Source organism: Caulobacter sp. LjRoot300 (assembly GCF_964253875.1).
Lineage (GTDB): Bacteria > Pseudomonadota > Alphaproteobacteria > Caulobacterales > Caulobacteraceae > Caulobacter.
In genome coordinates this window covers 370,183-389,687 of sequence record NZ_CAXUSA020000005.1, presented here as the reverse complement: position 1 = coordinate 389,687, position 19,505 = coordinate 370,183, and the positions used below count along the sequence as shown (strand labels likewise).

Genomic DNA, 19,505 nt, shown 5'->3' with positions numbered 1-19,505 from the left:
GGCAAAGGGAGGCGATGAGCGCCACGAACCCTCCGCCCTGCGTGATCCTGAACCAGCCGCAACTGGCCGAGAACATCGGCGCGGTCGCCCGGGTGATGGCCAATTTCGGCCTGTCGGACCTGCGCCTGGTCAAGCCGCGCGACGGCTGGCCGCAGGAGCGCGCTTGGGCCAGCGCCTCGGGCGCCGACTGGCCGCTGGACAACGCCAAGGTGTTCGACCGCCTGGAAGACGCCATCGCCGACCTGAAGCTGGTGTTCGCCACCACGGCCCGCCCGCGCGAGACCCGCCTGCCGGTCTACACCCCGCGCGAGGCCGCCGCCCACCTGTCGGCCGACGTCGCCCAGGGCCGCGCGGTGGGCCTGCTGTTCGGCGGCGAGCGGGCGGGGCTGGAGACCGACGACATCGCCCTGTGCCAGGCCATCGTCTCGATCCCGATCGACGAGCGCTTCCGCTCGTTGAACCTGGCCCAAGCCGTGTCGATCAACGCCTACGAATGGAAGATGACGGTCGACGACCGGCCGTGGTCGAGGTTCGAGTACAACGTCGCCGAGCCGGCCGACCAGTCCAGCCTGTTGGGCCTGTACGGCCAGCTGGAGGACGAGCTGGACAAGGCCGGCTTCTACCATCCGCCCGAGAAGAAGCCGTCGATGGTCCGCAACCTGCGCGCTCCGCTGGCCCGGGCCCGGCTGACCGAGCAGGAGGTGCGCACCTTCCGCGGCGTGGTCACCGCCCTGTCGCGCGGCCGAGGCCGGGTGCTGGCCAAGCTGGCGGCCCAGAAGGCCGCCAAGGGCGAGACCCCCGACGCCGGAGGCTAGCGCTTCGAGGTCTTGCGTCCTTCGAGGCCCGCTGCGCGGGCGCCTCAGGATGAGGAGCTTTGTTGCTGCTGAATTCCTCATCCTGAGGTGCGAGGCATAGCCGAGCCTCGAAGGACGCACGGCCGCGCCGCCGTTGAGCCAGACGTCTTCCGCCAGGCTAGCCGTAAGGGCTCGACCCCGCCGCGCCTCAAAGGCAAGGTGCCGCCGACTCGACTTCCGGAGACCTGAACGATGAAGACCCGCGCCGCCGTCGCCTTCGAGGCCAAGAAGCCGCTGGAGATCGTCGAGGTCGACCTGGAAGGCCCCAAGGCCGGCGAGGTGCTGATCGAGATCAAGGCCACGGGCGTCTGCCACACCGACGCCTACACCCTGGACGGCCTGGACAGCGAAGGCCTGTTCCCCTCGATCCTGGGTCACGAGGGCGCGGGCGTGGTGGTCGAGGTCGGCCCCGGCGTCACCAGCCTGGCGGTCGGCGACCACGTGATCCCGCTCTACACGCCCGAATGCCGGCAGTGCAAAAGCTGCCTCAGCGGCAAGACCAACCTCTGCACGGCCATCCGCGCCACCCAGGGCAAGGGGCTGATGCCGGACGGCACCAGCCGCTTCTCCTACAAGGGCCAGACCATCCACCACTACATGGGCTGTTCGACCTTCTCGAACTTCACGGTGCTGCCCGAGATCGCCGTGGCGCGGATCCGCAAGGACGCGCCGTTCAAGAGCGCCTGCTATTGCGGCTGCGGCGTGACCACGGGCGTCGGGGCGGTGGTCAACACCGCCAAGGTCGAGCCGGGCGCCAACGCGGTGGTGTTCGGCCTGGGCGGCATCGGCCTGAACGTCATCCAGGGCCTGAAGCTGGTCGGCGCCAACATGATCGTCGGGGTCGACCTCAATCCGGACCGCGAGGCCTGGGGCCGCCAGTTCGGCATGACCCACTTCGTCAATCCCCGCAATCTTGGGCCCAAGACCATCGACGGCGACCTCGTCGCCCACCTAGTGGCCCTGACCGACGGCGGCGCGGACTACACCTTCGACGCCACCGGCAACACCACGGTCATGCGCCAGGCGCTGGAGGCCTGCCATCGCGGCTGGGGCGAAAGCATCATCATCGGCGTGGCCGAGGCCGGCAAGGAGATCGCCACGCGGCCGTTCCAGCTGGTCACCGGCCGGGTCTGGCGCGGCACGGCGTTCGGCGGCGCCCGCGGCCGCACCGACACCCCCAAGATCGTCGACTGGTACATGGACGGCAAGATCCAGATCGACCCGATGATCACCCACGTCCTGCCGCTGGACCGCATCAACGAAGCGTTCGATTTGATGCACAAGGGCGAGAGCATCCGGACGGTGGTGACGTTCTGATTTGATCCTTTCCCCCCTTGCGGGGAAAGGTGGCCGCGAAGCGGTCGGATAGGGGGTGTCGGCTCGACGCTGGCTCCCCCACCCCCAGCCCCTCCCCGCAAGGGGGAGGGGAGGAGCTTGAAATGGTCGAAACCCTCGCCACCCACCGCACCCAGGGCGGGACCCTGCGCTACTGCCGGCACGACAGCGCCAGCACCGGCACGCCGATGCGGTTCACGGTCTGGACCCCGGATGGCGAAGGGCCGTTCCCGTACCTCGTCTGGCTGTCGGGCCTGACCTGCACCGAGGACAACTTCACCACCAAGTCGGGCGTTTACGCGCACGCGGCGCGGCATGGGATCGCCGTCGTCGCGCCCGACACCTCGCCGCGCGGAGAAGGCGTCGCCGACGATCCGGCCTATGACCTGGGGCAGGGGGCGGGGTTCTATGTCGACGCCACGCAGGCGCCGTGGACGCCGCATTTCAAGATGTACTCCTACATCACCAGGGACCTGCTGGAGGCCATCGACGGCGCCTTCCCGCTGGACGCGGGCCGGCGAGGGATCTTCGGCCATTCGATGGGCGGCCACGGGGCGCTGACCATCGCCCTGCGCAACCCGGACCTGTTCAGGTCGGTCAGCGCCTTTTCGCCGATCGTCTCGCCGCTGAACTGCCCGTGGGGCGACAAGGCGATGACCGCCTATCTTGGCCAGGACCGCGCCGCCTGGCGGGCCCACGACGCCACCGCCCTGATCGAGGACGGGGCAGGGGCAGCCTTCGACGAAATCCTGATCGACCAGGGCCTGGCCGACAGTTTCCTAGAGAGCCAGCTGAAGCCGCAGCTGATCGAAGCCGCCGCCGCCAAGGCCGGCCGCAAGGTCACGGTTCGTCGGCGGGAGGGCTACGACCACAGCTACTTCTTCATCGCCACCTTCATCGGCGACCACGTGGCCTGGCACGCGGAGAGGCTCGGCGGCCGGCTTTAAGGCGCTTGGCGCCTGTGGTAGGTTCAACGCCATGACCCCCGAACCTTCCATCTTTGATCAGGTCGATGACGAGGCGGAAGCCGCCGCCGACGCCGAAGGCTTGGCGGATCTTGAAGCTGGACGGGTCGTTCCTCACGCCGAGGTCGCCGCCTGGCTCGAGACCTGGGGAACACCTGATGAAAAGCCCGCGCCCGCCTCGTGGTTCAAGTAGTCTGGACTCGCCGCGCGCTGTCGGATCTGGCGGCCATTCGAGCCTATATCGGTCAATTCAGTCCGCTCACCGCGCAGCGCATGGCCATGCGGCTCAAGCGAGCCGGTGAGAGCCTCGGCGAGCACCCGGAACGGACACGGTCCGCAGGACCGGGTTTGCGGGAGCTGACGGCGATCCCGCCCTACATTCTGCGCTACCGCATAACGCCCGACGCGGTGGTCATCGTGCGTATACGCCATGGCGCTCAGCAAACGGACTGAGTCTCCCGCCGTTGACTCCCCGCCGCCCCTCGGTCATAAACCGCCCCTTCTCGCCGCCGGCTCGCCGGACGGCGCGAAAACCGCATGACGGAATGACCCGAAGCCGCCGTTGAGATCGCACCCTCTCGAGGGCGCCGGCCCGGATCGAACTAAAAGAGTGACTTATGTCCAAGCGCCATAGCGCCAAGTACAAGATCGATCGCCGCATGGGCGAAAACCTCTGGGGCCGGCCCAAGTCGCCGGTGAACCAGCGGTCCTACGGCCCCGGCCAGCACGGCCAGCGCCGCAAGCAGAAGGTTTCTGACTTCGGCCTGCAGCTGCGCGCCAAGCAGAAGCTGAAGGGCTACTACGGCAACCTGACCGAAAAGCAGTTCAGCCGCACCTATGAAGAAGCCGCGCGCCGCAAGGGCAACACGGCTGAAAACCTGGTCGGCCTGCTGGAATCGCGCCTGGACGCCGTCGTCTACCGCGCCAAGTTCGTGCCGACCCCGTTCGCGGCCCGTCAGTTCGTCAACCACGGCCACGTGCTGGTGAACGGCAAGCGCGTCAACATCGCCTCCTACCGCGTGAAGGCCGGCGACGTGGTCAGCGTCCGTGAAAAGTCGCGCAACATGGCGCTGGTGATCGAGGCCCTGGCCTCGTCGGAACGCGACTTCTGCGACTACATCACGGTCGAAGCCAAGGCGATGACCGCCACCTTCGTCCGCGCCCCGGAGTTGGCCGAAGTGCCGTACCCGGTGAAGATGGAACCGAACCTCGTCGTCGAATTCTACGCTTCGTAAGCGTCGACCTCGAAGACGATCGGAAAGGCCCCGGGGAAACCCGGGGCCTTTTTCGTTGTTGTTGCTGCTCCCCCTTTGGGGGAGCTGTCGCGTAGCGACTGAGGGGGCTTTCCGCCCAGGCCGAGCTACCCCTCCGGCCCTCCGGGCCACCTCCCCCGAAGGGGAGGATCTTTTTCCGCACCGCGGACCTTGAACCGCCCCGGCAGCCTCCTAAGTTTGAAGAGCGGGCCGGGCCCCTCTGGCGAGTGATGCAAGCACTCGTGATGTCGGACCGCATCGGGTGTTCTCGATGTCTGGGTCCGGTTGTCCCTCCCCCCTCCGCCACCGGCTCCAGCTTCGAGGACACCCGTCCATCAACAGGACAGGGATCCGAAATGCCGCTTCTGATGTGCCCCAACTGCGACGCCTCCATGCAGGCCGTGCAACGCGCCAGCGTCGAGTTCGACATGTGCCCCCAGTGCCGGGGCGTATGGCTGGACCGCGGCGAGCTGGAGAAGCTGATGGCCATGGAGCGGGGCGAGCCCCAGGCCGCGACGCCGCGCCTGCCTGACTACGATCGGCCCCGTGAGCGTTCCGGCCCGCGTTCCGATCGCCGCCCGGACTATCGTCACGATGACGAGCGCCGCCACCATGGCCACAAGAAGAAGCGTTTCGACCTGTTCGACATCTTCGACTGATCCACGACCAGACCTCACGATCCAAAGCCATGAACCACATCAAGACCTTCGTCCTGCTGGCCGGCCTGACGGCGCTGTTCGTCGGGGCCGGCTATATGATCGGCGGCCCGACCGGCATGCTGATCGCCCTGGTGTTCGCCCTGGGCATGAACCTGTTCAGCTACTGGAACGCCGACAAGATCGTGCTGCGGATGTACGGCGCGGTCGAGGTCGACGCCAGCCACCCCGAGCCGCTGGTCCGCGCCTATGTCGCCGACATCGAGGACCTGGCCCGCCGGGCCGGCCTGCCGCGTCCGCGCATCACGATCATCGACAGCGAGCAGCCCAACGCCTTCGCCACCGGCCGCGACCCCGACCACGCAGCGGTGGCCGCCAGCACCGGCCTTCTGGGCCTGCTGGACCGCGACGAGATCCGCGGCGTCATGGCCCACGAACTGGCCCACGTGAAGAACCGCGACACCCTGACCATGACCGTGACGGCCACCATCGCCGGCGCGATCTCGGCCCTGGCCAATTTCGCCTTCTTCTTCGGCGGCTCGCGCGAGGACGACGAGCGGCCGGGCGGCCTGATCGGGACCATCGCCCTGGCGATCCTGGCGCCGATCGCCGCCATGCTGGTGCAGATGGCCATCAGCCGCTCGCGTGAATACGAGGCCGACCGGGTCGGCGCCCAGATCGCCGGCGACGGCCGGGCGCTGGCCCGGGCGCTGGAGAAGATCGAGGCCTATGCCCGCGGCGGCGCGGTCAATGTCGAGGCCGAGCGCAACCCGGCCACGGCGCACCTGTTCATCATCAACCCGTTGTCGGGCCCAAGGGCGAATGGGGGCGCCGACAACCTGTTCTCGACCCACCCGGCCACCCACAACCGGGTCGAGGCCCTGCTGCGGCTGGGCGTCAGCCAGGCCACGCGCGGCCGGGTCGGGACAGCCGTGCCAGCCGGCGACGGGCGCCGGATCGGCCCCTGGAGCTGAGATCCGCGACAATCTGTCGCCCCCTGGGCCCGGTTCGCCCGGGGCCGGGTTTCCGCCAGCCTTAACTATGCGACAAGGCCCCAGGCGCTATCGGTTTGAAACGCTTGGGGGAAAGCCATGACCATGACGCTCGAAGTCCAGAAGACCGCCGGTATCGCCGGCCTGCTGGAAGCGCTGTCGGCCGAGATGTCGATCGCCGCCGTCTCGTGCGGCCACCTGGACAGCGCCCTGGGGCAACTGCTCGAGGCCGTGCCGCTGGAGAGCCGGCTGAAGGTGATGCAGGAACTGCACATGGTCGACATGCTGGCCCAGCACATCACCGCCATCACCGACTTCACCGCCGGCTTGGCCAGTTCTATAGCCGCCGAGGGTGCGCCTGACGTCGACGGCGCCTTGTCGCGCATCACCCTGGGCGAGGTGGCCGCGCGCCTGCGCGAGACCCTGGACGCCAAGGCGGCCTGACCCGCCGCCGTCCAGGCCATCGAAGTGAATTTACGGAGCACGCGGCCTGGCCGGTTGCGCGCGGCCAAGCCGTGGGCAAACTAGGCTCAGTTTTCCGTTCTGGCCAAGGTTGTCCATGGCTCTCGACCGACGCCGACTTCTGGCCGCCGGGCTGTTGCTGACCCTGGGCGGCTGCGCGGGGCGCGGGGGCGTGGCGCTGGTCGTGCGGCCGGGGCAGGAGACGGGCGAACTCGAGACCTTGCATGGAGCCGTGGCTGGCCCCGCAGGGCTCGTCTTGAAGGTCGAATCGACCGGCTGCACGACCAAGGCCGACTTCGCCTTTTACGTGGGCCACGACGGTCGTGAGAAGACGGTTTCCTTCGCCCGCAAGCGCCTCGACGTCTGCAAGACGGCGCCGAGCGTGACGGAGGTCAGCTTCAGCTATGACGAACTGGGTCTCGCGGGCGCTGGGTCGGTTCGGCTCCTCAACCCCGTAAACTGAGGATGAGAGGTCCTACCCCTTCGGCGTGAAGCGCTCGACCATCCAGGGCAGAACCCGCGCCGGGCGCTTGGCGGCGACGTCGATCAGCACCCAGTCGGTGCGGCTCTGGGCGCACATCTCGCCGTCGGGACCGTCGATGCGGAAGAAGCGCTCGAAGCGCGGCCCCTTCAGCTCGCCCACCCAGGTGTAGCCGGTGGCGATCTCGTGCGGCAGCAGCTCGCGGCGGTAGTCGATCTCGTGGCGGCGGGCCACCCAGCTCCATCCAGCCCGCTCTTCAGGCGAAGCCCAAGCTTCCCAATGTTCGATGGCCAGGTCCTGACCCCAGGCCAGATAGACCACGTTGTTGACGTGGCCGTTGGCGTCGATCTCCGACGCCTTCGGTTCGAAGGTCAGCTTGAACGCGTCATCGGGCGGGACGAAGAGTCGACTCAAGCCTCGATCAGGCCTTGCTCCGCCAGCAGGGTCTTCAGTTCACCGGACTGGAACATCTCGCGGACGATGTCGCTGCCGCCGACGAACTCGCCCTTGACGTAGAGCTGGGGAATGGTCGGCCAGTCGGTGAAGGTCTTGACGCCCTGGCGCAGTTCGTCGTCCTGCAGCACGTCGACGCCGACGAACGACACGCCCAGATGGTCGAGGATCTGGACGGTGATCGACGAGAAGCCGCAGCGCGGTTGGTCCGGCACGCCCTTCATGAACAGGACCACGGGGTTTTCGGCCACGGTCTTGGCGATGAAGTCGAGGGCGGGAGAAGAGGCGACGTCGGTGGTGGTGGCGGTCATGGAACAAGATCCTTGGGCGTAGGCTCTCAGCTAGGCGCCGCGCCCCTCCGGGTCAAGTCTTGGCGCGGCCGAAGGCCTCAGGCGCGACGCTTTGCCTTCGCCGCTTCCTGGGCCGAGAAGCGGGCCATCTCGATCTGGGCGGCGCAGCCGGTGGGCAGGTCGCGTTCGGCGATCGCGGCCAGGGCCTCGACCTCGGCGGGCGAGCTGGCCGTGACCTGGACGCTGGCCAGGGACGGCTCGGTCAGGGCGTAGGCCAGGCAGATCTGCTGGGCGTTCCAGCCGGGCGTGTTGCGCAGGAAGTCGTAGCCGCCGACATCGGCCAGGGGATCGGTCCGGCGCCGCCACAGCGACGGCTTGGGTAGGAAGCTGTGCTTGGGCTCCTCGCGCAGCGCTTCGGGCCAGTAGTCCAGGCCGATCACCGCCATCTCGCGGCCGACGGCCGACCGCACCCGGTTGCGCTCAATCCAGCCCGAGGCCAGGTTGAACGGCGTGGCCATGGCCTCGAACTGGCCCGAGGCGACATAGGCGTCGAACTTGTCGCCGGCCCCGGCCACGCCCAGCAGGCGGACCAGCCGCGCGCCGCGCAGGGCCTTCAGCTGCTCCAGGGTCTCGGCGGGAAAGGCGTTGGCGTCCGGGTCGTCGAGGGTGGCCAGGTCCAGGTGGCCCAGGCCCGTGCGGTCCAGGGCCTGGTCGATCATGTCGTGCACGGCTTGCGCCTTCAGCGCCCGGTCCAGCGCGCCCCGCAGCCGCCAGCCGATGAACAGCAGGCGGCGTTCGACGGTGGAGAAGGCCTCGGCCGCGCCCTCGATCAGGGCCGGCGAGACGCCGTCGATCTCGAAGCTGTTGATGCCGCTTTCCAGCGCCGCGAAGATCAGCTTGCGCCAATCGGCGGCGCGCAGGCGCGGCTGGTCCTCCAGCTTCAGCGTGATCGCCGAGACGGCCACGCCCGCGCTTCCGAAGGGGCGATAGCGCACGGCCTCTACTCCGCCGGCGCGGCGGTTTCGAGCGCCAGAGCGTGCAGCGCGCCGCCCAGAACGTCGGCCAGGGCGCGGTTGACCATCTGATGCTGCTTGACCCGGTTCAGGCCACGGAAGGCCGGCGAGACGATCCGCGCCTTGTAGTGGTCGCCATCGCCGGCCAGGTCGGTCAGCACGATCTCGGCGTCCGGAAAGGCGTCGTGCAGGCGGGCTTCGAGGTCTGGGAAGGACATGGGCACGGGCGAAGACTCCGAATCTCTCAACCTCGGTATGCGGCGTAAACCTTAAGAACGGGCATACGGGAAAATGCCCGTTCGGGCTGAAATGTTGCTTTCTCTGCTTGCGCGATAACGGGATATCACGTGATGATCACGTCGCTGTGATATTCACGTGATCGCCACGTGAGTGCGCAAGGGGCTGGCCGATGCGACGGATTTCGATGCTGGCCGTGGCGGCCGCGCTCTTCCTGGGCGGCTGCGAGAACTTCGTAGTCTCGGAGAAGCCCTGGTTCTCCGCCGAACAGGCGGTCGGGACGCGAGCGGTGCGGCCTGGCTGGTGGATGGAAGACGCGCCCGGGTGTCGGGTCGACCTGGATGCCCCAAACACGGCATGGCCGGACTGTGCGAAAACCGTGCTCGCGCCCTCGGCGTGGAAGGGCGTCCTGTGGGCGCTGGACGGGACCGAGCACATGCTCACGGGCGGCGACCCGATGATCGCGCAGTACGAGTTCCAGACATCGGAAACCGCCGCCGTGCCGTCGCAACACGCCTATCTCTACTTTGGCGTCGCCGCGCTGGAGCGAGATGCCGAAGGCCGCGCCGTGGTCCTGCGCTACTGGCCCACGCTCTGCGGACCGCCGCGTCGTGACCGCCCCGCCGCGGTCACCCGCCGTCCCTGGCCAGGGCTGAGCGTGAAGCGCGAAGGCGGCTGTGTCGCCCGCGACGCCACGGCGCTGCGCAGGGCGGCCGAACGCAGTCGCGCCCTGGACACCGACGCGCCGACCCTGCGATGGCTGCGTGATTGGCGTCCCGGCGACCAAGGCGAGGCGGACTGGCTTGCCGACCAGGGAATCCGGACGCATTGAAGGAGGCATGACCCTTCGCGCCTTCCGTCACGCCGTCGCAGCCTCGGCCGTTCTCGTCGCCCTGACCGGCCAAGCCCACGCCGCGCTCAAGCCCGGCGCCCATGCGCTGGACGACGTCCGTGTCCTGTCGGCCGACAACATGGAAGGTCGGGGCGTCGGCACGCCGGGCGGGGCCAAGGCGCGAGCCTATATCGTCCAGCGCTTCGGGCAGATCGGGCTGCGGCCCGCCAAGACTTCGCTTCGGGGCGTGACGTTCGAGCGGCCGTTCACCTTCAAGCCCCGCTTCGGCCGGGAGATCACCGGCGTGAACCTGGTGGCGCGGATCGAGGGCACGTCCAGTTCGGACAAGGTGCTGGTGGTCTCGGCCCACTACGACCACCTGGGAGTCCGCAAGGGGCAGGTCTATAACGGGGCCGACGACAACGCCTCGGGGATCGCCGGCCTGCTGGCCGTGGCCGAGGCGTTCCGGGCCCGGCCGCCGCGCCACACCGTGCTGATCGTGGCGTTCGACGGCGAGGAGAGCGGGCTGAGGGGCGCCAAGGCCTTCGTCGCCGACCCGCCCGTGCCGCTGGCCAGCATCGGCCTGAACGTCAATTTCGACATGATCAGCAAGAACGCCAAGGGCGAGCTCTATGTCAGCGGCGCCGGTCCCCAGCCCTATCTGAAGCCGGTGCTGGCGGGCGCGGCCAAGGCCGCGCCGGTCAAGCTGCTGCTGGGCCACGACACCGACGCCCAGGGCAAGGAGAACAACTGGACGGCGCAGTCGGACCAGGGCGCCTTCGCCGAGAAGGGCGTGCCCTGGGTCTATTTCGGCGTCGAGGACCACCCCGAATACCACCAGCCCACCGACGACTTCGCCACGGTGCCGCAGGACTTCTTCAAGCGGTCGGTGGCCACAGTGGTCACCGCGACCCGGGCGCTGGACGACGATCTTGACGGGATCAGCAGGGCGGCGGGGCGGTAGGTTTCAGGCTCGGGCCGAGACTCAACAAACACGCCCAACTGTTGTCATCCCGGCCGGAGCGAAGCGAAGAGCCGGGATCCAGGACCACCGCACTGCGCCGGCCCCTGGATCCCGGACAGCCTCTGCGAGGCTTCCGGGATGACAACTTATCTCTAGTCCCAAAGTATCTTCCGAAACCCCCAAATCACCCCGCGCTCTCGTCGACCTCCTCGGCCTCACCGTCGTCCTCTTCCAGTCCGAACACTTCGTCGATGACCTCGACGATCTCCTCCAGGTCATCCAGCGTGACCTTCAGCTTCAGGGTCTGTTCGTCGTCGCCGGTGACGGTCAGGAAGATCCCGTCGGCGGTTTCCTCGAGAATGAACTCGTCCAGGTTGGGAATGACGGCCATGTCGGTCTCCTTGGCTGCCGGGCAAGCGGATGGGCGCGACGTTCGTTCCCGGGCCGGCCTTTTGCGGTCGGAAGATAGATAGTGTCGCGATGCGCCAGTGTCGTGACGGCCGACAAGGTCCAGGCCGGGACCGCGAACGGTCCCAGCCCCGGTTCGCCGATCAGGCCGGCTCGCCGACCTTGTAGCGGGCGGCCGAGCGGTTGCGCGACAGGTTCGGCAGCAGCTTGGTCCGGGCCAGATCATAGGCGGCGAAGTCGGCCGGGTCGGGCAGGGACGGGATGGTGATCAGCTCGCCCTGATGGAAGCCGGCCAGGGCCGCATCCACCAGGTCGTCGACCTCCATCAAACCATTGGGATCCAGCGCCTCGGCGCCGCCGCTGCCCGAGCGGTCCCAGATCTCGGTGCGGGTCGCGCCCGGCAGCACGGCCTGGATCTGGATGTTGGGCGAGAGCTGCAGGCGCAGGGTCTGGGTGAAGTAGGTCACATAGGCCTTGGTCGCGCCGTAGACGGCCATCTGCAGCTCCTGGGCCAGGCCGACCACGGACGAGATGTTGACGATCGCGCCGCGGTCGCGGGCGGCAAAGGCCTTGGCAGCGGCGTGGGCCAGGCGGGTGACCGAGACGACGTTCAGCTGGATCATGCTGTCGATCCGCTCAAGGTCCTGGTCGACGAAGGCTCCGGCCAGGGCGACGCCGGCGTTGTTGATCAGGATGTCGATTGTGGCGTCGTCGGCCAGCCGGGCCTCGACCTTGGCCAGGTCGGCCTTGTTGGTCAGGTCGGCGGTGAGGATGTCGATCTTGACGCCCGTGGCGGCGGTCAGCTTGGCGGCCAGGGCCTCAAGCCGGGCGGTGTCGCGGGCCACCAGCACCAGATCGTGGCCGGCGCGGGCCAGGCGGTCGGCATAGGTGGCGCCGATGCCGGTGGAGGCGCCGGTGATCAGGGCCGCGCCGCGGAGGTCTTGCTTGCTCATCGTCTTCATCCCGTAGGGGGTTGGCCAAGGCCCCATGGCCCGGTCGTGGAGCTGAAGTGGTGAGCAACTTTCAAAACGCAAGTGACTTACTTTCGATTTGCTAGTGATCGCCTATATTGAGCCCATGACCCGACGCGCCTTCGATCCTGGACAATGCCCCGTGGGCCGCACGCTGCAACGCGTGGGCGACACCTGGAGCCTGATGATCCTGCGGGACGCCTTCCAAGGCCTGACCCGCTTCGACCAGTTCGAGAAGAGCCTGGGCGTGGCCCCCAACATTCTGACCCGGCGGCTGGCGGCCCTGGTCGAGGCCGGCTTCCTGGAGCGCCGGCCCTACCAGGAGCGCCCGGTGCGCCACGAATACCTGCTGACCGACCTGGCGCGCGATTTCGCGCCGGTGATGACGGCGCTGATGGCGTTCGGCAACCGCCACTATGCGGTCGAGGGAATCGCCAGCCACATGGTCGAGGCGGCCACCGGCCTGCCGGCCGAGCCGGTGCTGGTGGATCGCCGCACCGGCAAGCCGATCGACAGCCCTGACTTCGTCTACGTCGCCGGTCCCGCCGCCGGCCCGATCGTGCTGGAGCGCGTCGCCCAGGTCGAGCGGACTCGGCGGGCTCCAGTCTAGGTCCGCTCGGCCTTCGGGTGTAGGGTTTCGGCTCGGCGGGCCGGGTCGCGGGGGCGATCCGGCGCGATCCAAAGAGGCGAAGACCCGCCCTGGGAGGGAGCGATGATCTTGACCCTGCTGTGGAAATGGCTGCGCGACCTGTGGCGGGACGCCCATCCAGTCCCCGCCCCGGACGGCGAAGCGGCCCTCGACGCCCACAACCGATCCGACGACAGGAGCGACGGACCTCAGCCAGCGGCGTGAGTCGCGAGGAGGTCCGGGGCGTCCTAGAGCATCGCGCGGAAAAGTGGATGCCGGCTTTCCGCAAAAGCGATGCGAAAACAAAAATCTAGAGCAAGCCGAGCGATTCCTATATCGCGCGGGTTGCTCTAGTCGATGCAGATCGCGCCGGTCGACTTGCCGCCGACGATCTTGGCGTAGCAGCCGAACTGGACGTTGGTCTTCTGGCACTGGCCGGTCGTGGCGCCCTGGGCCTCCAGGTTGCCCTTGGCGATGCAGGCGCCCTGGCAGTCGGCCTTGTCCGAGCAGGTCTTGCCGGCGTCAGCATAGGGCACGACGCAGGTTTGGCGCTGCAGGCGGCCGACCGGCTGCATCGTCCCGCCCCGCGCCGCGCACGAGGCGTCGGCGCTCTGGGCGGCCGGTTGCGGGGCCGGCGCGGGCGCGCAGGCGGCCAGCAGCGACAGGGCCAGGCTGGCGCTCGCCAGGAGGGAGGTCATACGCATACTCAAGGTCCTTTAGGCGACGGCGCCCATGAAGCCCGGCAGCCAGGCCTCGTGGGCCGTGCGCAGGGTTTCCAGCGGGAGGCTGAACAGGCCGGTCGAGGCGAAGGCGTCGCCGCCGGCCACGCCGGCCACGATGGCGTGGACGCCGGCTTCCTTGGCGGCGGCCAGCACCGCGTCCGGATCGGGGGTGGCCAGCAGGTAGCGGGCCTGGTCCTCGCCGAACAGGTAGGGATGGGCGTGGGCGTGGCTGGTGGCGTTCAGGGTGACGCCCACCTTGCTGGCCAGGGCGATGTCGGCCGCGGCGATCAGCAGGCCGCCGTCCGACAGGTCGTGCAGGCCGGCGACCAGGGCGGTCGGGATCAGGCCGCGCACGAAGTCACCGTTCTTGCGCTCGACGGCCAGATCGACCGGCGGCGGCGCGCCGTCCTCGCGACCGAGGATCTCGCGCAGATAGATCGAGGCGCCCAGCTCGCCATGGGTCTCGCCGATCAGCACCAGGGCATCCCCCTCGGCCACGTTGCCGAAGCCCATGCGCAGGTCGTAGTCGGAGAGCAAGCCCACCGCGCCGACGGTCGGGGTCGGCGGAATGGCGACGCCGTTGGTCTCGTTGTAGAGGCTGACATTGCCCGACACGACCGGGAAGTCCAGCGCCCGGCAGGCCTCGGCCATGCCGTCGGTGGCGCGGACGATCTGGCCCATGGTCTCCGGCTTTTCGGGGCTGCCGAAGTTGAGGTTGTCGGTGATGGCGATCGGCGTGGAGCCGGCGGCGGTCAGGTTGCGCCAGGCCTCGGCCACGGCCTGCTTGCCGCCCTCGTAGGGGTCGTTCTGCACGTAGCGCGGGGTGACGTCGCTGGTCACGGCGATGGCCTTGCCCTTGCCGTGGATGCGCACGATGCCGGCGTCGCAGCCCGTGGCGCTGTCTTCCAGGGTGTCGGCCATCACGTGGCGGTCGTACTGCTCCCACAGCCAGCGCTTGGAGGCCATGTCAGGGCTGCCGACCACCTTCAGCACGGCGGCGTTCCAGTCGGCCGGTGCGGGGATCTTGCCCGGGTCGAGGTGCGGGTGCAGCGTCGGCTGGACCCAGGGCCGGTCATACAGCGGCGCGTCGTCGAACAGCGGGGCCAGCGGCACGTCGCAGACGGTCTCGCCGTGATGCTTGAGCACCAGGCGGCCGGTGTCGGTGGTGTAGCCGATGACGGCGGCGTCCAGGCCCCACTTCTCGAAGATGGCGTGGCCTTCCTGCTCGCGGCCGGGCTTCAACACCGCCAACATGCGCTCCTGGCTTTCCGACAGCATCATCTCGTAGGCGCTCATGCCCGTCTCGCGCTGCGGCACCATGTCCATGTTCAGCTCGATGCCGACCCCGCCCTTGCCGGCCATCTCGACCGACGACGAGGTCAGGCCCGCCGCGCCCATGTCCTGGATGGCGGCGACCGCGCCGGTGGCCATCAGCTCCAGCGTGGCCTCGATCAGCAGCTTCTCGGCGAAGGGGTCGCCGACCTGGACGGTGGGGCGCTTCTCCTCGGAGTCCTCCGAGAACTCGGCCGACGACATGGTCGCGCCGTGGATGCCGTCGCGGCCGGTCTTGGAGCCGAAATAGACCACCGCCAGACCCGCGCCGGGGGCGGCCGAGTAGAAGATCTTGTCGGCGTCGGCCAGGCCCACGCACATGGCGTTGACCAGGATGTTGCCGTTGTAGCCCCTGTGGAAGTTGGTCTCGCCGGCGACCGTGGGCACGCCCACGCAGTTGCCGTAGCCGGCGATGCCCGCCACCACGCCGTCGACCAGGCGCTTGGTCTTGGGGTGGTCGGGCTCGCCGAAGCGCAGGGCGTTCAGCAGGGCGATCGGCCGCGCGCCCATGGTGAACACGTCGCGCATGATGCCGCCCACGCCCGTCGCCGCGCCCTGGTAGGGCTCGATGTAGGAAGGGTGGTTGTGGCTCTCCATCTTGAAGATGATGGCGTCGCCGTCGTCGATGTCGATCACGCCGGCGTTCTCGCCGGGGCCGCAGATTACCCGCGGACCGGTGATCGGAAACTTCTTCAGCTGGTTCTTCGACGACTTGTACGAGCAGTGCTCGGACCACATCACCGAGAACACCCCCAACTCGACCAGGTTGGGCTCCCGGCCCAGGCGGTCGAGGACGACGGCGTACTCCTCCGGCTTGAGACCGAATTCGGCGGCCGTGTCGGCCATGGACTTGGCGGGGGAGGGCGAGGTGCTCATGGGCGGGCCTTCTAGCGTGACCCGGGAGATTCCGCTACATTTCAGGACGAAGACGGGGATCGAAATGGGTATCCAGCTCCTCACCGATGAAATCGAGAACCTGGCGCGCGAAATTTCCGACGCCACGGGTGAAAGCCTAATCGAAGTCTACCGGCAGGCGCTTTTGGAGCGGAAGGAGCGCCTGTCCGGCGTCAACCTTACACCCCAGGAGCGGGAAGCCCGAAGGAAGGCTTTCTTCGCTAAGCTGGATGCTCGACCCAGGACGCAGGACACGCGGTCTTGGCGGGAGATCGAACAGGAAGAACTCTACGACGAATTCGGCCAACCGTTCGGATGATCATCGACAGCTCCGCCTTGATGGCCATCGCTCTGGATGAACCCGAGCGCGCGGCGCTCTATTCGGCGATCGACAGCGCCTGGGTTCGGAAGATGTCGGCCGCATCCTACGTGGAATGCGCCGAGGTCTATTTCCGCAAGCTTCACGCCGAACATGGGCAAGCGATGCTCGACGAAGATCTCATCGATCTGGGCGTCACCATCGTGGCTGTAACCGCCGAGCAGGCCTTCGTCGCGGCGGAAGCGCGACGGGCTTACGGCAAGGGCCGGCACCCGGCCGCCCTAAATTATGGTGACAGCTTTTCCTATGCCTTGGCGAAAGTGCTGGGTGAGCCGTTGCTCTTCAAAGGCAACGATTTTTCGCAGACAGACATCGAAAGCGTCCTTGCATGATCTCCCGTCGCCACCTGCTGGCGCTCGCCGCCGCCCTGCCGCTGACCGCCGCCGGGGCCGCGCCTGTCCGGGTGCGGATGGTCACGGACCTGGGTCCGATCGTCATCGAGCTCTATCCCGACAAGGCGCCGGTCACCGTGGCCAATTTCCTGGCCTATGCGGACCAGCATCTGCTGGACGGCGGGACCTTCTACCGGACGGTCTCGCCGAAGAACGACAACAATCCGGCCACCATCAGCGTCATCCAGGGCGGCTTGAACCGCGACGACAGCCCGTTGCCCGCCATCGCCCACGAGACCACCAAGGTCACGGGGATCCGGCACACCGACGGCGTGATCTCGATGGCGCGGGACAAGCCGGGCACGGCGGGGTCGGAGTTCTTCATCTGCCTGGGCGACAACCCGGCCCTGGACTTCGGCGGGGCCCGCAACAAGGACGGCCAGGGCTTCGCGGCCTTCGGCAAGGTGGTCCAGGGGATGGACGTGGTCCGCAAGATCCACGACGCGCCCACGCTCACCAAGGCTGACGACCCCTATATGAAGGGCCAGATTCTCGAAAATCCGGTGAAGATTCAAAAGCTAAGCCGGAATTAAGGCAGCTTGGCCCTGGGAACGAGGCGACTCCCGAGCCGTTTTCCTGTTCGTGCGCGATCGGCGCGCTGTGCAAGGAGAAATCTCATGGGCGACAACAAGACCCGCGGCCCGCAGCAGCAGCAGAACGACCCGCAGCGACAGTCCCCGGGCCAGCAGCAGCAGCAGCAGGGCGACCGCAACCGCCAGAACGAGCCGGGCCGCAATCCCGGCGGCCAGGCCAACCAGAAGGATCAGCAGCAGCGCTGACGAAGACCGCTCCGTGAATGTGAAGGAGGGGCCGGCGGTGTCCGCCGGCCCCTTTTCGTTGGTCCTCCCCCTGTGGGGGAGGTGTCGGCGAAGCCGACGGAGGGGGGAGTGATCGGCAGGTCGCCGCACCCAGGATCTTCAATCCCAAACTCCCCCCACCGGCCTTCGGCCGCCTCCCCCACAGGGGGAGGGTCTTGCGTTACCGCACCACCGGCAGCTCGATGAAGCTGGCCGTGTCGCCCGCGTGATAGACCCGCTGCGTCGCCTTCACATAGTCCGCCGGCTTGGCGAAGAAGATGTTGGGCGTGAAGGTCTGCGGGTTGCGGTCGTACAGCGGGAACCAGCTGGACTGCACCTGCACCATGATCCGGTGGCCCGGCTGGAAGGTGTAGTTCGCGGTCGGCAGGATGAACTGGTACTTCAGCGGCGTATTCGGCTTGAGCGCCTTGGGGGCGCTGAAGCTCTCGCGGTAGCGGCCGCGGAAGATGTCCATGCCGACGGCCAGCTGGTAGCCGCCCAGCTCGGGCTGGCTGGGAACCTCGTCGGGGAAGACGTCGATCAGCTTGACCACCCAGTCGCTGTCCGTGCCGCTGGTCGAGGCGGTCAGGTTGACCTTGGGCACGCCGGCGATTTTCAGCGGCGCGGTCAGGGGCTCGGAGACGTAGCTCAGCACGTCGGTGCGGTCGGCCACGGCGCGCTGGTCGGTCAGCAGCCAGGGCGTCCAGCGGTCGCGGTCGCCGAACTTCATCGGCCGCGGGATGTAGGGCACCGGCTTGGCCGGGTCGGAGACATATTCGTCATAGGCGGCCGCGCCCTTGGCCGGGGCGGGGGCGCTGAACGACAGGCCGCCCTTCTCGGTCAGGTACAAGGGCTTGTCGCCACCCTGGGGCCAGGACTTGTAGCGATCCCAGCGGTTCTGGCCCGGATCGTAGATCAGCACCGGCGGGGTGTCGGCCTTGGGCGCGCCGTCCTTCAGGTACTGGTCGAAGAACGGCAGCAGCACGTCGCGGCGGAACTGCAGGGCGGTGTCGCCGTCCCACTTGAACGCGCCCAGGCTGGAGCCGTCATAGTTCACCTGGCTGTGCCGCCAGGGACCCAGCACCAGGTAGCTCTTGTCGTTGGCCGCGTCCTTGGGCTCGGTGGCGGCGTAGGCGTGCACCGCGCCCCACATGTCCTCCTGGTCCCACAGGCCCTGGATCCACATGGTCGGCACCTTGAGCGGCTGCTCGGCCATGGTCTTGTCCAGCGCCTGCTGGCTCCAGAACGGCGTATAGGCGGCGTTCTCGGTCAGCTTCTTCCACCAGGGCAGCACGTCCAGCCCGTTGGCCTTGGCGTAGTCGCCGGCCGAGCCGGCCCGGCGGAAGTTCTCGTAGTCGTCGGGGCTGCGGCGCACGATGTCGTCGCCGGCCCCGCGCTTGGTGGTCTGGCCGGTGAAGTAGTCGAAGTTCACCTGCCGGAAGGCGCCGAAGTGGAACCAGTCGTCGCCCATCCAGCCGTCGACCATCGGGCTCATCGGCGCGGCCACCTTCAGGGCCGGGTGCGGGTTCACCAGGGCCATGACCACGGTGAAGCCCTCGTAGGACGACCCCAGCATGCCGACCTTGCCGTTGCTCTCGGGCACGTTCTTGGTCAGCCACTCGATGGTGTCGTAGGCGTCGGTCGAGTGGTCGACCTCGCTGTTGTTCAGCGGCCCCTTCAGCGGCCGGGTCATCACATAGTCGCCCTCCGAGCCGTACTTGCCGCGGATGTCCTGGATGACGCGGATATAGCCGTCCTTGACGAACACCTCGTCGCCCTGGGACAGGGTGGCCAGCATCGACGGGCTGTCGTTGCGCGCCGTGCGCTTGGCGGCGTTGTAGGGCGTGCGGGTCAGCAGGATCGGGGCGTTCTTCGCCCCCTTGGGCACGACGATCACGGTGTAGAGCTTGGTCCCGTCGCGCATCGGGATCATGACCACGCGCTTGTCGTAGTCGTAGCCGGCGGTGGGTGCGACGTACTTGCCGTCGATGTCCGGGGTCAGCGCCGGAGTCTGGGCGTGAGCGGCGGTGGCGAAGGCGGTCAGGGCGGCGGCGGCCAGCAGGCCGGCGCGGAAGGCGGATGCGAGACTCATCGAAAAGCTCCCCAAGGGTTGAGCGCACCTTAAGAGCGGTCTTCGAGGGGCGCTATAGTATAACACCGGTCGGCGCGGCGGCTTGAGCCGGCGGCGGCCGCGT

The 19,505-nt window shown here is 68.1% G+C and carries 27 protein-coding genes and 1 pseudogene; 18 read left to right on the top strand and 10 right to left on the bottom strand.

The features are described from left to right. Nucleotides 1-14 precede the first annotated feature (14 nt). The gene (locus ACSQ2G_RS19195; protein WP_436033574.1) at nt 15-815 is read left to right on the top strand and encodes an RNA methyltransferase; all 801 of its coding nucleotides are present in this window, start codon (nt 15-17) and stop codon (nt 813-815) included. A 13-nt stretch (nt 816-828) separates the two neighbouring features. Here the strand turns inward: ACSQ2G_RS19195 and ACSQ2G_RS19190 are convergent. Then, a pseudogene (locus ACSQ2G_RS19190) lies at nt 829-957 on the bottom strand (hypothetical protein); the annotation flags it as partial. An 89-nt stretch (nt 958-1,046) separates the two neighbouring features. Here ACSQ2G_RS19190 and ACSQ2G_RS19185 point away from each other — a divergent pair. The 9 genes from ACSQ2G_RS19185 (at nt 1,047) to ACSQ2G_RS19145 (ending at nt 6,980) form a co-directional block, all read left to right on the top strand. After that, complete coding sequence (locus tag ACSQ2G_RS19185) at nt 1,047-2,171, top strand: S-(hydroxymethyl)glutathione dehydrogenase/class III alcohol dehydrogenase (RefSeq protein ID WP_436033572.1); 1,125 nt, start codon at nt 1,047-1,049, stop codon at nt 2,169-2,171. Nucleotides 2,172-2,293: 122 nt separating this feature from the next. Continuing rightward, the gene (gene fghA, locus ACSQ2G_RS19180) at nt 2,294-3,136 is read left to right on the top strand and encodes an S-formylglutathione hydrolase (protein ID WP_436033571.1); all 843 of its coding nucleotides are present in this window, start codon (nt 2,294-2,296) and stop codon (nt 3,134-3,136) included. 31 nt (nt 3,137-3,167) lie between these two features. After that, nucleotides 3,168-3,347 carry an antitoxin gene (locus ACSQ2G_RS19175; RefSeq protein ID WP_310084747.1) on the top strand — a complete coding sequence of 60 codons (180 nt, stop codon included), beginning with the start codon at nt 3,168-3,170 and terminating at the stop codon, nt 3,345-3,347. Further along, nucleotides 3,335-3,607: a type II toxin-antitoxin system RelE/ParE family toxin gene (locus tag ACSQ2G_RS19170; protein ID WP_436033569.1), complete on the top strand. Its 273-nt coding sequence runs from the start codon at nt 3,335-3,337 to the stop codon at nt 3,605-3,607. Before ACSQ2G_RS19175 ends, ACSQ2G_RS19170 begins: the two co-directional genes overlap by 13 nt. Before the next feature lie 164 nt (nt 3,608-3,771). After that, nucleotides 3,772-4,389, top strand: a complete 618-nt coding sequence (rpsD, locus tag ACSQ2G_RS19165; RefSeq protein ID WP_310084743.1) for a 30S ribosomal protein S4 — start codon at nt 3,772-3,774, stop codon at nt 4,387-4,389. Nucleotides 4,390-4,763: 374 nt separating this feature from the next. Further along, nucleotides 4,764-5,066: a zf-TFIIB domain-containing protein gene (locus ACSQ2G_RS19160; protein ID WP_436033566.1), complete on the top strand. Its 303-nt coding sequence runs from the start codon at nt 4,764-4,766 to the stop codon at nt 5,064-5,066. Between the two features lie 29 nt (nt 5,067-5,095). Next, nucleotides 5,096-6,037, top strand: coding sequence for a zinc metalloprotease HtpX (htpX, locus tag ACSQ2G_RS19155; RefSeq protein WP_436033564.1), 942 nt, complete (start codon nt 5,096-5,098; stop codon nt 6,035-6,037). A gap of 117 nt (nt 6,038-6,154) precedes the next feature. Beyond that, nucleotides 6,155-6,499: a hypothetical protein gene (locus ACSQ2G_RS19150; RefSeq protein WP_436033562.1), complete on the top strand. Its 345-nt coding sequence runs from the start codon at nt 6,155-6,157 to the stop codon at nt 6,497-6,499. Between the two features lie 115 nt (nt 6,500-6,614). Then, entirely contained in the window at nt 6,615-6,980 is a 366-nt protein-coding gene (locus ACSQ2G_RS19145) for a hypothetical protein (protein WP_436033560.1), read from the top strand. A gap of 12 nt (nt 6,981-6,992) precedes the next feature. Here the strand turns inward: ACSQ2G_RS19145 and ACSQ2G_RS19140 are convergent, their stop codons facing one another. From ACSQ2G_RS19140 to ACSQ2G_RS19125, 4 genes are all read right to left on the bottom strand, one after another. After that, the gene (locus ACSQ2G_RS19140) at nt 6,993-7,412 is read right to left on the bottom strand and encodes an acyl-CoA thioesterase (RefSeq protein WP_436033558.1); all 420 of its coding nucleotides are present in this window, start codon (nt 7,410-7,412) and stop codon (nt 6,993-6,995) included. Then, nucleotides 7,409-7,762, bottom strand: coding sequence for a Grx4 family monothiol glutaredoxin (grxD, locus tag ACSQ2G_RS19135; RefSeq protein WP_436033556.1), 354 nt, complete (start codon nt 7,760-7,762; stop codon nt 7,409-7,411). The genes ACSQ2G_RS19140 and grxD overlap by 4 nt, the downstream gene beginning before the upstream one ends. A 77-nt stretch (nt 7,763-7,839) precedes the next feature. Further along, complete coding sequence (locus ACSQ2G_RS19130; protein ID WP_436033554.1) at nt 7,840-8,736, bottom strand: hypothetical protein; 897 nt, start codon at nt 8,734-8,736, stop codon at nt 7,840-7,842. A gap of 5 nt (nt 8,737-8,741) precedes the next feature. Continuing rightward, nucleotides 8,742-8,978: a BolA family transcriptional regulator gene (locus tag ACSQ2G_RS19125; RefSeq protein WP_310033213.1), complete on the bottom strand. Its 237-nt coding sequence runs from the start codon at nt 8,976-8,978 to the stop codon at nt 8,742-8,744. Between the two features lie 185 nt (nt 8,979-9,163). On the opposite strand from ACSQ2G_RS19125, the gene ACSQ2G_RS19120 reads away from it, so the two are divergent. Further along, nucleotides 9,164-9,823 (top strand): hypothetical protein, encoded by a 660-nt coding sequence (locus tag ACSQ2G_RS19120; RefSeq protein WP_436033552.1) that lies wholly within the window; start codon nt 9,164-9,166, stop codon nt 9,821-9,823. Nucleotides 9,824-9,830: 7 nt separating this feature from the next. Next, on the top strand, nt 9,831-10,787 hold the full coding sequence (locus ACSQ2G_RS19115; RefSeq protein ID WP_436033550.1) for a M20/M25/M40 family metallo-hydrolase: 957 nt from the start codon (nt 9,831-9,833) through the stop codon (nt 10,785-10,787). A 184-nt stretch (nt 10,788-10,971) separates the two neighbouring features. Here ACSQ2G_RS19115 and ACSQ2G_RS19110 read toward each other — a convergent pair whose 3' ends face one another. Both ACSQ2G_RS19110 and ACSQ2G_RS19105 read right to left on the bottom strand, forming a co-directional pair. Further along, nucleotides 10,972-11,178, bottom strand: coding sequence for a hypothetical protein (locus ACSQ2G_RS19110; protein WP_028040012.1), 207 nt, complete (start codon nt 11,176-11,178; stop codon nt 10,972-10,974). A gap of 160 nt (nt 11,179-11,338) precedes the next feature. Further along, nucleotides 11,339-12,148 (bottom strand): SDR family NAD(P)-dependent oxidoreductase, encoded by an 810-nt coding sequence (locus ACSQ2G_RS19105; RefSeq protein WP_436033548.1) that lies wholly within the window; start codon nt 12,146-12,148, stop codon nt 11,339-11,341. A gap of 124 nt (nt 12,149-12,272) precedes the next feature. On the opposite strand from ACSQ2G_RS19105, the gene ACSQ2G_RS19100 reads away from it, so the two are divergent. Together ACSQ2G_RS19100 and ACSQ2G_RS19095 are read left to right on the top strand one after the other, a co-directional pair. Then, the gene (locus ACSQ2G_RS19100; RefSeq protein ID WP_436033546.1) at nt 12,273-12,776 is read left to right on the top strand and encodes a winged helix-turn-helix transcriptional regulator; all 504 of its coding nucleotides are present in this window, start codon (nt 12,273-12,275) and stop codon (nt 12,774-12,776) included. 102 nt (nt 12,777-12,878) lie between these two features. Continuing rightward, complete coding sequence (locus tag ACSQ2G_RS19095) at nt 12,879-13,019, top strand: hypothetical protein (protein WP_436033544.1); 141 nt, start codon at nt 12,879-12,881, stop codon at nt 13,017-13,019. A gap of 125 nt (nt 13,020-13,144) precedes the next feature. Here ACSQ2G_RS19095 and ACSQ2G_RS19090 read toward each other — a convergent pair whose 3' ends face one another. Both ACSQ2G_RS19090 and purL read right to left on the bottom strand, forming a co-directional pair. After that, a complete protein-coding gene (locus ACSQ2G_RS19090) occupies nt 13,145-13,492 on the bottom strand; it encodes a hypothetical protein (protein ID WP_436033542.1) in 348 nt (115 codons plus the stop codon). Between the two features lie 18 nt (nt 13,493-13,510). Next, the gene (purL, locus tag ACSQ2G_RS19085; protein WP_436033540.1) at nt 13,511-15,724 is read right to left on the bottom strand and encodes a phosphoribosylformylglycinamidine synthase subunit PurL; all 2,214 of its coding nucleotides are present in this window, start codon (nt 15,722-15,724) and stop codon (nt 13,511-13,513) included. Between the two features lie 64 nt (nt 15,725-15,788). Here purL and ACSQ2G_RS19080 point away from each other — a divergent pair, with 64 nt between their 5' ends. The 4 genes from ACSQ2G_RS19080 (at nt 15,789) to ACSQ2G_RS19065 (ending at nt 17,292) form a co-directional block, all read left to right on the top strand. Continuing rightward, nucleotides 15,789-16,061: a type II toxin-antitoxin system VapB family antitoxin gene (locus tag ACSQ2G_RS19080; RefSeq protein ID WP_436033538.1), complete on the top strand. Its 273-nt coding sequence runs from the start codon at nt 15,789-15,791 to the stop codon at nt 16,059-16,061. Then, nucleotides 16,058-16,453 carry a type II toxin-antitoxin system VapC family toxin gene (locus tag ACSQ2G_RS19075; protein ID WP_436033536.1) on the top strand — a complete coding sequence of 132 codons (396 nt, stop codon included), beginning with the start codon at nt 16,058-16,060 and terminating at the stop codon, nt 16,451-16,453. The genes ACSQ2G_RS19080 and ACSQ2G_RS19075 overlap by 4 nt, the downstream gene beginning before the upstream one ends. Further along, nucleotides 16,450-17,046 carry a peptidylprolyl isomerase gene (locus tag ACSQ2G_RS19070; RefSeq protein WP_436033535.1) on the top strand — a complete coding sequence of 199 codons (597 nt, stop codon included), beginning with the start codon at nt 16,450-16,452 and terminating at the stop codon, nt 17,044-17,046. The genes ACSQ2G_RS19075 and ACSQ2G_RS19070 overlap by 4 nt, the downstream gene beginning before the upstream one ends. An 84-nt stretch (nt 17,047-17,130) precedes the next feature. Continuing rightward, the gene (locus ACSQ2G_RS19065) at nt 17,131-17,292 is read left to right on the top strand and encodes a hypothetical protein (protein WP_436033533.1); all 162 of its coding nucleotides are present in this window, start codon (nt 17,131-17,133) and stop codon (nt 17,290-17,292) included. Between the two features lie 199 nt (nt 17,293-17,491). Here the strand turns inward: ACSQ2G_RS19065 and ACSQ2G_RS19060 are convergent, their stop codons facing one another. Continuing rightward, nucleotides 17,492-19,402 carry a CocE/NonD family hydrolase gene (locus tag ACSQ2G_RS19060; RefSeq protein WP_436033531.1) on the bottom strand — a complete coding sequence of 637 codons (1,911 nt, stop codon included), beginning with the start codon at nt 19,400-19,402 and terminating at the stop codon, nt 17,492-17,494. Between the last annotated feature and the right edge of the window lie 103 nt (nt 19,403-19,505).